Origin of the sequence: Pseudoalteromonas sp. Ps84H-4, from assembly GCF_024124645.1 — a bacterium.
In the GTDB taxonomy this organism is placed as follows: domain Bacteria; phylum Pseudomonadota; class Gammaproteobacteria; order Enterobacterales; family Alteromonadaceae; genus Pseudoalteromonas; species Pseudoalteromonas lipolytica_C.
This window is the reverse complement of record NZ_JAMXSK010000001.1, coordinates 484,443-498,641: the sequence shown is the minus strand read 5'-3', so window position 1 is coordinate 498,641 and position 14,199 is coordinate 484,443. Positions and strand designations below refer to the sequence as shown.

Below are 14,199 nucleotides of genomic sequence, written 5' to 3'. Positions count from 1 at the left end.
GGCCACCGATTAAAGTGACCTATTTTATTTTTTAGATTAAAGCTTCGCGAATGCGCGCTCTGCGGCTGCAATGGTGTCGTTGATCTCTTTTTCAGAGTGCTCAGCACACACAAAGCCAGCTTCGAAAGCAGAAGGAGCTAGGTAAACGCCTTCTTCAAGCATTAAGTGGAAGAACTTTTTAAAACGCTCTAAATCACACTCAGTCGCTTGTTGATAGCTAGTTACTTTTTCTTTATCAGTAAAGAAGAAGCCGTACATTCCACCTGCGTAGTTTGTTGTAAGTGCAATGCCTGCTTTTTTCGCAGCGGCTTCAAAGCCTTCACAAATTGCTTTACTTTTAGCTTCTAGTTCATCGTGTAGACCTTCAGCGCATAATAATTCAAGCGATTTTAAGCCTGCTGCCATGGCAATTGGGTTACCTGATAATGTACCCGCTTGATAAACAGGGCCGACAGGTGCGATGTAATCCATGATTTCTTTCTTACCACCAAATGCACCCACTGGCATACCGCCGCCTATTACTTTACCTAAGCAAGTAAGGTCTGGTTTGATATTGTAGTAAGCTTGTGCGCCACCTAAAGCAACACGGAAACCTGTCATTACTTCATCAAAAATAAGCACAGATTTGTATTCATCACACACCTCACGTAAACCTTCTAAGAAGCCTGGTACAGGTGGAATACAGTTCATGTTGCCAGCAACTGGCTCAACGATGATACAAGCGATTTCGTCAGCGTATTTTGCGAAAATGGCTTTTACTTCATCAAGATTGTTAAACGACACCGTTAATGTGTGCTTAGCGAAGTCTTCAGGAATACCTGGTGAGTTAGGTACACCCATAGTCAGCGCGCCTGAGCCTGCTTTTACAAGTAGTGAGTCAGCATGACCATGGTAACAGCCTTCAAACTTTAAGATTTTGTCACGACCAGTGAAACCACGTGCTAAGCGAATCGCACTCATGGTTGCTTCAGTACCTGAGCTTACCATACGTACTTTTTCGATTGATGGTACCAGCTCTTTTACTTTCTCGGCCATTAAGATTTCAGTTTCGGTTGGTGCACCATAGCTTAAGCCATTTTCAACGGCTTCTAATACCGCTTGTTTAATAGCAGGGTGGTTATGACCCATGATCATTGGTCCCCATGAACCAACGTAATCGATATAACGGTTACCATCAGCATCAAAGGTAAAAGGACCTTCTGCTTTAGTGATGAATAAAGGAGTACCGCCAACGCCATTGAAGGCACGAACTGGTGAGTTTACACCGCCTGGGATTGATTCTTGCGCGCGATTAAAAAGATCTTGGCTAATTGTCATGAATAGTCCTATTGGGTTGTCACGTTAAATGAGTTGGTTTGTAAGGGCTCAAAGAGCCCAAAACGAAGCGAGTTAACTATTACGTTTACGGCTAAACCAAGGCACGTCGACTTCATATTGCTCAACTTTGTCGGCAACATCTAAGGTTAGAGCAAACAACGCCATGCGGATTAACACGCCATTTTGAACTTGGCGGAAAATTGCTAGGTTGTCGTTGCTATTTAAATCGTTATCAAGCTCGTTTGCTTCTAAACGGCTATCACGAGGCAGTGGGTGCATCAGTACTGAGTTTGGTTTACAGTGTGCATTGTAAATTGCTTGGCTGATACGAAAACCACCACGGTATTTGTTCGCTTCTTCTTGTGAAGGGAAGCGCTCTTCTTGAATGCGGGTTTGATATACAATATCAGCCGCTAAGTTGCCTTCCATTTTATCTACTAGTTGAATTTTATGACCGGCGTTATCAACAGCATCTAAAATGTAGTCTGGCATTTGTAAGCCATCAGGTGCCACCATAGAGAATTTTACGTCTTTATAATGACACAGTAACTTAGATAAAGAGTGCACAGTACGGCCGTATTTTAAATCACCCACAAGGGCAATGTGCATACCGTCGATACTTTGGTTGAAACGGCCAAGTTCACGTTCAATCGTTAGTAAGTCAAGTAGGGCTTGAGTTGGGTGCTCATTTGGGCCGTCACCGCCATTGATTACTGGTACATCACACCCAGTGGCAAACTCAGCAACGGAGCCTGCATCAGGGTGGCGCATTGCGACTGCATCTGCATACGCAGAGATAACACGAGCGGTGTCATATAACGATTCACCTTTTGCTAGCGCAGAGCTTTGCATGCCTGTTGTTTCGCGGACTAAGCCACCTAGTAAGTTAAATGCGGTACCAAAGCTTACGCGAGTACGCGTGCTTGGTTCAAAGAACAAGTTCGCTAAAATTGCGCCCTCTAAAACATTGGTGCGCTTTTGCTTTTTAGCATAAGGCTCCATTTTCTTAGCAACTGCAAAAATACGTTCAATACAATCTCGATCAAGCTGATTGACCGACAGGATATTTTCACCTTGGAAACTTAGCATGGGGTTTGTTCCTAATCACATTTATAGGGCGCTGGCACTCGGTATGGGAGGCCGCATAAATTTGCGCAGTACTATAGCAAATTTTTAGCGTACACAGCAGCAAATTATAAGTTAGGTTTAATAATTGCCAGTGCCACTATAGCTAAAAGGATGAGTACCGGAACTTCATTAAAAATACGGTAAAAGCGATCGCTACGTTTATTGCGATCATGCTTAAAATCAGCCAGTAATTTAAAGCAGTAGCCATGATAGATATAAAGAATAATCACTAATACCAGTTTGTAGTGCAGCCACATGCTGTATCTAAACCAATCACGACCATATTCAAAAATCGTTAATACGCCAAACACGAGTGTTAATACGGCAAACGGCGTAACGAAATAAAGTAAACGTCGCTCCATGACTTTTAGCATTGAGTTACAGGCTTTTTCTTCACTCATTGCGTGGTAAACGAATAGCCGAGGCAGGTAAAAAATACCGGCAAACCAAGCGATCATAAAGAACACATGAAACGTTTTATAAACTAATAGCGCAGTCATTTAAGTATCCATTTTAATTGTTATAACAAACTGTTGCGTATGGTAAGGATATGCCTGATTTGATCCCAACGCAAAAGACCCATAATTTGTTGGTTATCAAGTAGGTTGTATATATACACCGCACCGCTGCGTTTATCTTTCAGTAAATCAAAGGCATCGGCTAACGTTGCTTGGCTACTTAGCCCAGTAAGGTTGACGTATTTGATATTACTATTTTGATCAGACATTAGACTTAAATCATATTCAGCAAGACGATAGCCGTTTTCTTCATCATGCACAATAAGCGGCGTTTGGCTATCAAGGGCATCAAGCGATTCTTTGATTTGCTGTTTGTCATCACTGTAAAGTAACTTGAATTGTTCATCCATTTCAGCCATTACTCCGACTTTTTGTAACGCTTCGGTAGCTGGCGATATTTGATACTCAAGCCCTTGGAAATCAAGTTGCTGCATAAAAATAGAGCGGTTACCAAAAAACTGCAGTGCCGTGACATAAGCCGTTGAGATCACCAGCATGGCTGGCACAATAATCTCTGGACTTGAGGTTAACTCCATAACCGTAGTGAGTGCAGCAAGTGGTGCGTGCAATGTAGCTGCCAATAATCCTGCCATGCCAAGCATGCTGTAGGTACCAGTAATATCAACTCCCGGGCTAATAAACTGAGCAAAAAAAGCCATTAAAGTGCCCATTAATACCCCAAGCCCAATTACAGGACCGATGATCCCGCCAGGAATACCCAAGCCAATAGCAAATAAGGTGGCGAGTAATTTGGCAATCAAGATGGTAGTTAAAAACTGCACATCATCTGGTGATTCAATGGCAATAGTGATAGCGCTCATACCTGAGCCCATTGCATGGGGAACCATATAAGCAATTAAGCCTGCGATTAAACCTGCCAGTAATAGGCGAGGGAACATGCTTAGCGGTTTAAAAGTGCGGATTATAAGCATCAAGTTTTGGTTAAATGCATAAGCAACAGCACCAAGTGCCATACCAAAGATGATTAAAAATGGGTAATGCCAACCACTCAATGGATTCATAGTAATAAGTGCAAGCTCAGAAGCGTCACCAAATACAAATTGAGTCGCTAATGCGCCAGTTACCGCAGCGAGCATGATGGGCACGAAAATATGCACTTTATATTCTCTAAGCACCACCTCCATTACGAAAATAACGGCTGCAAGCGGGGTGTTAAATGAGGCGGCGATACCGGCTGCAACACCACACCCTGTTAGGGTACGCATTGCATTGTGTGGAAGGTGTAATTTATCGGCCAGTAAGCTGGCGCCCGTTGCACCCATATGTACCGAAGGGCCTTCTCGACCTACCGAAAAACCACTTATCAGGGCTAATGCTCCACCGACAAATTGGTTCACCGTGTTGTAAAGCGGCATATGACCATAATGTTTTTTAATGCGGTGTATTACAAATGGAATGCCAAGGCGATAATGCTTAAAGCCAGTTAGAGCTGCAAATAGAGCAATTAATAAGGCGGCACTGACCGGAAGAAGAACTCGTTCAAGAGTGGGTAGTGTTGAGAAGTCATCAGGCTTCTCAAGAAATAAACTCTGGAAAAACATGATAGTGAGGCGAAAAAGAATGATTAAAACTGCCGCAATTAACCCTGCACTTACACCAAGTAAGCACAACTGCACAGATGTTTTAGGCTTTGCTAAACGACGTCTTAGTCTTTCAAGCCACATGCATATTTCCTCACAGCACTTTTGAGCCGCAGTTTAGCAAATCAAATTCACTAAGTCCTTGTGATTTTGAAATTAATAAGTAATTTACTCAATGAAGGTTATCGGTACGGTTACTATTCAGCTGATCCGTAAGAGAAGGTAAATGTGCTTTAATTGCATGAGATAGTTCGGGGACGAGCCCAGCATGTTTTTTATGTACAACAGTATTGACTGTCATTTGTCTAAGTACAACAACTTCAAATTCTTTTCGCAAGTTATGAATATCAATTTCAAGTGCAGGGTAGAGCACATTGTCAACTCGGCCTTTCTTTAGCATTCTTAATATATGGTTTAAATCTTCATTTAGAATTACACGCGCTTGAATATTAAACTCCTTGAGCAATTCAAGGTCTCCCATCGAGCTCATAATACTAATGTTTTTATCGTCTAAGTTAGTACGGTTACATGTTTCAGATTTACGACATATTAAGACAATATTTACGGTACCTAAGCTTGGTTCAACGACGATAATATCATCGAACTTACTTAGGTTGCTTTTTGAACGAACTATATCCCCATCGACTATCCCAGCATTAAGTAATAGCACGCCTCTGCGTGAGGGCACGGCTTGAAGTTGAGTTTTGATATTTAATTCATCATAAACAGTTTCCATAAACTGTTTGAATGGCGCTATATGAGGGATATCTATATAGGTAAATAATAACTTTTTGGGTTTTATATAGTGTGTTGTCGATTGTGAATTGTCATCAAATAAGCTCTGTAGTTGAGCTAGTTTGCTTTGATTCTCTGGTGTGTTTTTAATACCAATAACGAGTGGGAAATCTGTAAATTGTCTGACTATTTTCGGTTCAGGTAACCCCTTTTCAATAGCAAAATAACCTAAAATCTCAGGAGCTGAAATGACAAACTTAACCTGATTAGTCGTTAATAAGATGAATAACTACTCATCGGTGGCGACTCGAATGATGCTGTCATCATAAGCTTGAATTATGTTCTCAATATATCCAGGATAGACATAAGAGTCGACTACAGCCACTTTATTATCATTAAAGAGCTTTTCTAAATTATCAAATGCTTGTTCATTCTGTTGATTTGTTAACACAGCAAGTTGTGAGTTAAAAATAGTAGGAGAAGCGATAAAGCCTGGTTTTATTTCCGAGAGCCAAGCTGGGTAGTAACCTAGATACCCCGGTTGTTCGGCCTTTTCGATTGCATCTTGCCATGGTAAGTATTCAACATTAAGCTCAATTCCTTGTTTTGCAAGTGTGTTTCTCAATGAAGCAATCGCATTACCGCCATTTGCCATTTTACTGCTGGCATAGGGAGGAACTTCTAAAGATGTAATTTTCCATGTTTCATTATCAGCAGCAGTGACACTACCCGACATACCCAGCATTAATAGGATGAGTGGCAACAAATAGGTTCGCATAAAACAATATCATCATTGATCGTTCAGTAATTATACGCCTAAATTACAACCTTTTTGTATTTTTATTGGTCTTTTTAGCTAAAACTCGGGCAATCCTATTATCTAAGATGATGAGTTTAAAGTGTATAGCCTACCCGTGCTGTTATTAAGTACGGATATTGCTCCCTTGAGATACTTGATTAAAACACTCGGGTATTAGATAATCGCCACATTATAGGTTTTGAGGGTCTCGGTATGTCTGATGAGTTGCCAATTAAGTTCAGCGATGCAGCAGCTGTTCGTGTTAAACAGTTAATCGAAGAAGAAGAGAATCCGGATCTAAAGCTACGTGTTTATGTAACAGGTGGTGGTTGTTCTGGGTTTCAGTACGGTTTTACTTTTGATGAAAAAGCCAACCCTGGCGATTTAGAGATTGAAAAAAACGGTGTTACCTTAGTGGTCGACCCGATGAGTATTCAATACTTAGTCGATGGTACGGTAGATTATACTGAAGGGTTAGAGGGCGCACGTTTCTTCGTTAACAACCCTAACGCAACAACAACTTGTGGTTGCGGAGCTAGCTTTAGCGTTTAAAAATTTTTTGAAAAAGCCACTTTATGTGGCTTTTTTATTGTTCATACTCTCTTAATCCCTTCATTAATGCACTCACGCATCAGCAGAAGTAAGTTTTAGCTTCTGAGTTTAAGAATAACAAAAGAATAGAAACCTTAGTTGTTAGCAGTTTTATCGTAACGGTAATTTAGTTGCTTTCGGGTAATACCAAGTAATCAGCAGCTAGCTGAAAATACACATCAATCAACCTGTTCAGATCGCATTGCCAAAGTTAAGGGCTGAGTTTGAAAGCTTGGTTGTTGAGTAAGAACTTATAAAAGGAATAGGTTCATTTTGAGGTTCTAGGCATGCATCTATATAAGGGTATTGTGTTGTGGTTCAGTCAGTAAACGTCGTTGCTGCAATTAGTTATTGCAGTAATTGGCAGATTGGTATTCGAGACCATACGACACAGTTCTCCTTGCTTATTAGTGCTAAGAAAACGAAATCGTTAGCTCGTTTAGGTAACTTCGTTGCGCCTTGATTAATAATAAGTGACTCTAGTGTTGAGTCACTTTAATCATCAGTAAAAAAAAGCCCAAAACGAATACAGAGGCGATTAATATATATACAAATCCTTTTTTCCCCTGCTTAATTGGTACACGATTGTGTCTAAGAAACAGGTACCACGCTACACAGAGTACAATTGGCAACAAAAATAATATACGAAACATTTCTTAACCTTTTTCAGTATTTACATACACTTTAAGCATAAATTTACAGTTTATAAAGCGATAATTTAAGTGTGATAAGGTTTCAATTGATTAATTTTTTGGTACAGTTAACAACTGGCAATAGAGCACATGCTTTAATTTTAGCTACAATTAAGTTTGTTTAACTATGCGGTCCATTCCTAAAAGAAGGACATTTGTATAATTATTCATCCAAAGCATAAGTTATTAGTATATAATGTGTTCAGGAGTGAGACGGGCAAAATTTCACTCTAAATTTTTAATTTAAATCATCTAGTAGGAGATGTATTTTATGATGGGTAAAACAGTTTCTTCTGAAGAAAACTCAAAATTAACGAAATGGCTTAAGACGAAGCGCCATGAGAAAGGTCACACAATGCGCAGTCTTGCACAAGTGTTAGGTACGCCTCACTCTTTTATTGGTAAAATTGAAAACCAAGAGCGTCGTTTAGATGTTATTGAGTTTATGCGTTATTGTGATGCGCTAGAAGTTGACCCATACGAAGGTCTTAACTTATTAAAAGACGCATAATTGTTGACTACCCAGAAGTTTTTAACTTCTAGCATATAGTATGAATAGTGCATGGATGCACTATTTAAGCCCCGCTATTGTAATCCCTATACTTTATTTACATACGTTTTTATTTTGTTAATTTTTTTTTGTGGTAGTTGTTTTCTAACGCATAAAGCTTATGGCGAATTAAGAACAAAAATACCAATGATGGAATAACCATAAGTGCTGTTAGCACAAAAAACATGGCCCAGTTACCATCTAACCAATCATCAATTACAACGCCGCTGTAACTTGAAAGCAAAGTTCTACCTAAATTACCTAACGAGGCAAGAAGCGCGTAGTGCGTTGCACTAAATGCTCTGTCGCAGAGCATAGATATAAATGCCACCATAGCAACGAGAGACCATGCTTGGGTAAAGCCATCAACGATAATGGCAAAGGCATACAGACTCAATTTAGGGCCCGCAATAGCAATCCAAGCAAAAGCTAAGTTTGAAGCAGCCATCGCAATACCACTAATAAACAAGCCCTTTACAATGCCATAGCGTTGATTAAATAGACTCCCTAAGAATGTGAAAGCGATGGTAAGCACTGCAGTGCCCACTTTCGAGAAGGTGGCAATGTCACTATTCGAAAAGCCTACTTCTTTATAGAACACAATAGACATTCGTCCTAAAAAGGCTTCACCAATTTTAAATAAGAAGATAAAAGCTAATAATGCGAGTGCTGTTTTAACACCATTACGCGCAAAGAAGGTTTTGAATGGATCAATAACAGTTACAGCAAGCCATGCGATTATTTTTGTCAGTTTGCTTTGTTTGGCACCAGCTAACTTTTGTTGGTAAGTGCGTTCAAGTTCAGCTTGCACAAGTTCGCGGTTAGAATCAGGCTCTTTTGCCCAAAAAACACTGCTCATCAGTAATAACATGACAACAGATAAGAAAAAATAAACTTCAGGCCAGTCAATTGATGGAATGTCAGCTAAATAAAAAGGCATGGCACCAAGTAAAGCATAGCCACTCCACCAACCTGATGTTGCCATCGCTGCTGCAGCGGTAGCTTTATGGCTTTCATTCTCGGCTAAGGTATCAATACGAAATGCATCAATAGCAATATCTTGGGTCGCAGATGCAATAGCAATGACTAAACAAATTGCCGCTGCAAACCAGAGGTTAGCTTTAATATCTAAACCTGCAAGTGCAAAGGTGCCAATAAAAATGACTGACTGACACAATAAAATCCAGCTGCGGCGCTGACCAAGCCAATTGAATAAGAATGGTAACTTGACGCGGTCAACTAATGGAGACCATAAAAAGTTAATACTGTAAGCACCGAAAACTATACCAAATAAGCCGATCATGCTTCGGCTTAGGCCCTCATCTTTTAACCATGCCGACAAAACAGAGCCAATCAACACCCATGGAAAGCCACTGCTGATACCAAAGATAAAAATGTTGATTAAACGTTTGTCTTTGAAATACGAAAAGTACTCTGAAATTGAAAGAGGGTTTGTCATAGTATTGCCAATTGATGGGGCTAAGAAGCCCCTAATTATTATTGATTAGCGTCAAGCACTTTAACGTTTAAAATAACGATAGGTGTTTTTGGTACAAAGCTGTAACCAATTTTTTCGTTGTATGCGGTTTCTGTACGCATAATTTTATCAAGTGTTTCATAGCCATCCATAACCATACCAAAAACGGCAAAGCCCCAATCGCGGCCCGGGTTTAAATGGTCATTGTCGTCCATGTTAAAAAAGAATTGGCGAGTGCCTGAGTGCGGCTTACGGTCTTGGTACGCCATAGCGATACTGTACATATCATTTTTTAAGCCATTACCACTTTCGTTAAAAATAGGGTCGTATTCGTGCAAGCCATCGTAGTCTTTGTCATAACCCCCGCCTTGGATCACAAAATCGCGTTCGTTATCGTCGTCGCGTTCTACACGGTGAAAAACACTGCCTTGGTAACTGCCATCAGCAACGTAGGTTAAAAAGTTATTCACGGTAATCGGCGCACGAGAGCGGTCCATTTCAACCACGATGCTGCCAAGTGTCGTGACAATTTCAACACGTGGAAACATATTGTCTTTTTGAATAAACTTACCTTCAGTTGCTGCAAATGAACTGTGAGCAAATAATAAAATAAAACTGAGTAAGAGAATGCGCTTCATAGTTACCCCTCTAAATAAGCGATTAATTCTGGGTCAGATACAATGCGGGTAATTATTTGTTCAGTCAACTTATTAAGCTGACTTTCAATTTTCGCACGGTCATGACTTAAAGGCCCTTCTAAATTAGCACCACCTCGATACACCTTACTAAAGTTGCTGTTATTTCTAATCACACGAACACCTAACTCAATACTGGCAACACTTGTGTGTGTCATCAGTTTTTCAGTTACGACGGCTTGTAGTTTATGAATGTCAACTTCAAAGCGAGTTGTTGCAAGGTTAGAAATATTGGCTCCATTTCTACTCAATGCGCTATCGAGGGTACTCTTGAGCGAATCTGCTATTCCTGGGCTGGCTAAAGTCTTCACTTTACCGGATTCAATGATTTTTAGAGTGACATTATCACCTCTTAAATCAATAACACTGGTACTTACGTTGCTATCTATATGGGTGATTTTACCACTTTGATAAACAGGGTTTAAAATTAGTTGATTAGGCTGATTACTACACCCAGCAAGCGCTAATAATGCACATAAAGAAAGTAACTTTCTCATCTAGATTGCTCCATCAATGATTTTTAGTTGCACTAAGTACGACAAACTTTTTGTTAGAACCTAATAGTTTGCAATTGCCGAACATGCGCTTTAGTTTTTCATGGTAGTCGAGGTGGCGATTACCGATAATCCTTAATTCACCACCTTGTTTAAGAGTATGTTTGGCTTGTTTAAACATTTGCCAAGCGATGTGATCAGTCACAGCTTGTGCTTGGTGAAACGGTGGGTTACATAAAACAAGATCAGCACTGTCAGGTTCAAAATCGGTTAAGCAATCGTTTTGTATAAACTCACATTGCTCAAGTTGTTCAGGTAGATTGTGGGTAACATTTAGTTTTGCTGATTCAACGGCCATATACGATTCGTCAACAAAAGTGACATGGGCTTTAGGGCAGCGTTTTAAAGTCATCAAGCCAACTACGCCGTTGCCACAGCCTAAATCAATAATACGACGAGCTTTGCTAGTTTGTGGTAAATAGTTAAAGAAAAAACGTGCGCCAATGTCTAACGAATCTCTAGAAAATACATTCGCATGGTTTTGAATTTCAAATTCACTGCCTTCAAGTGGCCAACTTACAGGGAAGGGGGCTTTTTTATCAAAGCCACTGGTTTTACTGATTACTAAGCGAGACTTTTTAACTGCTAAGCTGGTTGAGGTATCACCAATATACTGATTAAAGGCTTTAATTGTTGAATTATGGATATCTTTGGTCTTACCTGCGGCAATAACTGCAATGTCTTTAGGAAGAGCTGCGCTAATAGCTGCAAGCTGATGCTGTAAATAGCCTAAATTACGGGGCACTTTTAAGATCACTAAATCAACCTGGCTTGGTAAAGCTTGTAATGAATGAAGCTGCTTAACTGAATCAATCGTTAACTCATTGGCTTTTAAATTGTAACGTGTTGCTTGATGACCAATATACGAATCGTTAACTGAATAAACTGTTAATGAACTGAATGCGCAAGCAAGTGCGCCAAAGCTGTCATTCAAAATGAGCACTGAATTTGCGTCAGGATGATGTTCTTGTACATAATTGACAAGGTATTCATCACCAGAATCCCAGGCTTGAAGACTGCGATTTTTTTGATCTAAAGGAAAACGTTCTAGGGTATAGGTGTTATCACCGAGCTGTGCTTGGGTGGTCATCATGATTTTACGATAAGTATTTAAGTATAGGTAAATTCTAACATGCAACAGCCAAACGCCAACCCTAATCATTTACCTGAGGGGTTTTCTTATCAAGCGAAGGCTTTAAGTGCGCAAAAAAGTCTCGATTTATTTTATTACCTACAGCAACATCTTAATTGGCAGCAGCCTTCTATTAAAGTTTATGGAAAAAGTCATGTGATCCCCCGTTTGCAGTGCTTTATTGCTGATCCGAATGTTAATTATGGCTATTCAGGGTCCCAGCTAATTGTTGAACCTTGGCCAGCGGTGCTTGATGCCATGCGTAAACGTTTAACAGCGCAATTGCAGATACCTTTTAATGCATTATTGGTAAATTTATACCGTGATGGTCAAGATTGTATGGGCTGGCACAGCGATGATGAAAAAGAGCTCGGTCAGCAGCCGACTATTGCATCAATATCTCTGGGGGCTGAGCGGAAATTCAAAATAAAGCATAAACACACTAATGTGCAACACGATCTTATTTTACAAAGTGGTAGCTGCTTAATTATGAATGGCCATAGTCAGCGTGATTACCAGCATTGCTTGCCCAAACAACAAAGGTTAAAACATCCTCGAATTAATCTTACCTTTCGCTCAATACGATAAAATCATTGGTAAAATGAGCCACGCCCTTGATATAGTAACGGCCAATTATTTTGCAATTAAAGGTCTATGACACATGTCAATGCAACAACAAATTGAGGAAAAGCTCGCTGCGGGTATCGAATGTAAACACCTGAATGTTGTCAATGAAAGCCATATGCATAGCCGTGGAACAGAATCGCATTTTAAAGTGGTGGTTGTGAGTGAAGAGTTTGCAGGTAAACGCTTACTTGCCCGACATCGTCAAATTAATGAGCTATTAAAAGATGAATTAGCAAACCACATTCATGCATTAGCGATCCACACATTTACTCCTGAAGAGTTTAGTGAACAACAAGGACAGGCACCTGAATCACCTAAATGCTTAGGCGGCTCAAAGTTCGACTAAATTAGCAGGACAGTCACCCAAAGTTAAGTGGACAGTCACTCTAAATGGGTGCTTACCCCAGAAAGATTTCAGTGGGTCTGAACAGTTTTATACTGATCAGACCTGTATTTTAACTATTAGCCTTTAAACTAGCGCTAATTTTTATTGTGATAGATATAGGATGATCAATGGTCATTAAGCCTAAAATTCGTGGATTTATTTGCACTAACGCACACCCGGTAGGCTGTGCTGAGCATGTACAAGAACAAATTAACTATGTGAAAGCGCAAGGACCACTGAGCAACGCACCAAAGAATGTACTCGTTATTGGTGCATCTACTGGGTACGGCCTAGCCTCGCGTATTACTGCTGCGTTTGGTGGCGGTGCGAAAACGTTAGGTATTTTCTTTGAAAAAGAAGGTAGTGATCGTAAAACAGGCTCTGCAGGTTGGTATAATACTGCAGCATTTCAAGCGGCAGCTGAAGAAGCAGGTTTGTGGTCTAAGAATATCAATGGCGATGCGTTTTCTAACGAAATTAAGCAAAAAGCAATTGATACTATCAAAGCTGATCTAGGTAAAGTTGATTTAGTTATCTACAGCCTTGCGTCTCCTCGTCGTACTGATCCAAATACGGGCGAAACTTACTCGTCAACGCTTAAGCCAATTGGTTCTGATATCACAACGAAGAATCTAAACACTTCAAAGCGTGTGATTGATGAAGTAACGGTTGAAGCAGCAAGCCAAGAAGACATCGACAATACAATTAAAGTTATGGGCGGTGAAGATTGGGAAATGTGGATTGACGCATTAAAAGAAGCGGATGTTCTTGCTGATAACTTCAAAACGACTGCCTACACATATATTGGTAAAGAATTAACATGGCCAATTTACGGTCATGCGACAATCGGTAAAGCCAAAGAAGATCTTGACCGTGCAACGCAAGCAATCAAAGAGTCTACGAAAGACTTAAATGGTGAAGCGTATGTGTCTTCATTAAATGCGGTTGTAACACAAGCAAGCTCGGCAATTCCAATTATGCCTTTATATATTTCTGCTTTATTCAAAGTAATGAAAGCAGACGGTACATACGAAGGCACAATAGAGCAAATTCACGCGTTATTTACTGAAAACCTTTACGGTGAGACGCCACGTTTTGATGACGGTGGTCACTTATTCCAAAACTACAAAGAGTTAGAAGATGATGTTCAAGCTCGTGTGCAACATGTTTGGGATACTGTAGATACAGATACTATTGACGAATTAACGGATTACGTGGGTTACCACAACGAATTTTTACGTTTATTCGGTTTTGGTATCGACAGTGTAGATTACGAGCAAGATGTGAATCCTGATGTTGCGATTTCGCAGCTTATCGATTAATCGATAAACAAACTTTATTTTGAAAAGTCGCTTTTTTAAGCGACTTTTTATGTTTGTGGATGAAAATAAATCTGCA

At 40.0% G+C, this 14,199-nt stretch carries 15 protein-coding genes; 5 read left to right on the top strand and 10 right to left on the bottom strand.

Annotated elements, in window-relative coordinates:
* Positions 1–36: 36 nt before the first annotated feature.
* The 6 genes from hemL to NH454_RS02325 all read right to left on the bottom strand — a co-directional run bounded on the left by hemL (position 37) and on the right by NH454_RS02325 (position 6,077).
* The gene (hemL, locus tag NH454_RS02350; protein ID WP_138557275.1) at positions 37–1,317 is read right to left on the bottom strand and encodes a glutamate-1-semialdehyde 2,1-aminomutase; all 1,281 of its coding nucleotides are present in this window, start codon (positions 1,315–1,317) and stop codon (positions 37–39) included.
* A gap of 72 nt (positions 1,318–1,389) precedes the next feature.
* Complete coding sequence (locus NH454_RS02345) at positions 1,390–2,406, bottom strand: aspartate carbamoyltransferase (RefSeq protein WP_138557276.1); 1,017 nt, start codon at positions 2,404–2,406, stop codon at positions 1,390–1,392.
* Positions 2,407–2,510: 104 nt separating this feature from the next.
* Positions 2,511–2,945 (bottom strand): CopD family protein, encoded by a 435-nt coding sequence (locus NH454_RS02340; protein ID WP_135923727.1) that lies wholly within the window; start codon positions 2,943–2,945, stop codon positions 2,511–2,513.
* A 20-nt stretch (positions 2,946–2,965) separates the two neighbouring features.
* Complete coding sequence (locus NH454_RS02335) at positions 2,966–4,648, bottom strand: chloride channel protein (RefSeq protein ID WP_235383911.1); 1,683 nt, start codon at positions 4,646–4,648, stop codon at positions 2,966–2,968.
* 88 nt (positions 4,649–4,736) lie between these two features.
* Entirely contained in the window at positions 4,737–5,300 is a 564-nt protein-coding gene (locus NH454_RS02330) for a hypothetical protein (RefSeq protein ID WP_253038120.1), read from the bottom strand.
* 288 nt (positions 5,301–5,588) lie between these two features.
* Complete coding sequence (locus tag NH454_RS02325; protein ID WP_253038119.1) at positions 5,589–6,077, bottom strand: hypothetical protein; 489 nt, start codon at positions 6,075–6,077, stop codon at positions 5,589–5,591.
* A 234-nt stretch (positions 6,078–6,311) separates the two neighbouring features.
* On the opposite strand from NH454_RS02325, the gene erpA reads away from it, so the two are divergent.
* The gene (gene erpA, locus NH454_RS02320) at positions 6,312–6,650 is read left to right on the top strand and encodes an iron-sulfur cluster insertion protein ErpA (RefSeq protein ID WP_135923730.1); all 339 of its coding nucleotides are present in this window, start codon (positions 6,312–6,314) and stop codon (positions 6,648–6,650) included.
* Positions 6,651–7,652: 1,002 nt separating this feature from the next.
* Positions 7,653–7,892, top strand: a complete 240-nt coding sequence (locus NH454_RS02315) for a helix-turn-helix transcriptional regulator (protein WP_054562310.1) — start codon at positions 7,653–7,655, stop codon at positions 7,890–7,892.
* Between the two features lie 109 nt (positions 7,893–8,001).
* Here the strand turns inward: NH454_RS02315 and NH454_RS02310 are convergent, their stop codons facing one another.
* From NH454_RS02310 to NH454_RS02295, 4 genes are read right to left on the bottom strand one after another with little or no spacing between them, the layout of a single operon-like run.
* The gene (locus NH454_RS02310) at positions 8,002–9,390 is read right to left on the bottom strand and encodes an MFS transporter (RefSeq protein WP_253038117.1); all 1,389 of its coding nucleotides are present in this window, start codon (positions 9,388–9,390) and stop codon (positions 8,002–8,004) included.
* Between the two features lie 38 nt (positions 9,391–9,428).
* Positions 9,429–10,046, bottom strand: a complete 618-nt coding sequence (locus NH454_RS02305) for a peptidylprolyl isomerase (protein WP_135923732.1) — start codon at positions 10,044–10,046, stop codon at positions 9,429–9,431.
* Positions 10,047–10,048: 2 nt separating this feature from the next.
* A complete protein-coding gene (locus NH454_RS02300; protein WP_235383914.1) occupies positions 10,049–10,600 on the bottom strand; it encodes a YajG family lipoprotein in 552 nt (183 codons plus the stop codon).
* A 13-nt stretch (positions 10,601–10,613) separates the two neighbouring features.
* Positions 10,614–11,747 (bottom strand): methyltransferase, encoded by a 1,134-nt coding sequence (locus NH454_RS02295; protein ID WP_199526190.1) that lies wholly within the window; start codon positions 11,745–11,747, stop codon positions 10,614–10,616.
* Positions 11,748–11,789: 42 nt separating this feature from the next.
* Between NH454_RS02295 and NH454_RS02290 the strand changes: the two genes are divergently transcribed.
* From NH454_RS02290 to fabV, 3 genes are all read left to right on the top strand, one after another.
* Positions 11,790–12,377, top strand: a complete 588-nt coding sequence (locus NH454_RS02290) for an alpha-ketoglutarate-dependent dioxygenase AlkB (RefSeq protein ID WP_235383915.1) — start codon at positions 11,790–11,792, stop codon at positions 12,375–12,377.
* Between the two features lie 73 nt (positions 12,378–12,450).
* The gene (locus NH454_RS02285; protein ID WP_135923735.1) at positions 12,451–12,762 is read left to right on the top strand and encodes a BolA/IbaG family iron-sulfur metabolism protein; all 312 of its coding nucleotides are present in this window, start codon (positions 12,451–12,453) and stop codon (positions 12,760–12,762) included.
* Between the two features lie 167 nt (positions 12,763–12,929).
* Positions 12,930–14,123 (top strand): enoyl-ACP reductase FabV, encoded by a 1,194-nt coding sequence (gene fabV / locus NH454_RS02280; protein ID WP_138557282.1) that lies wholly within the window; start codon positions 12,930–12,932, stop codon positions 14,121–14,123.
* Positions 14,124–14,199 lie beyond the last annotated feature (76 nt).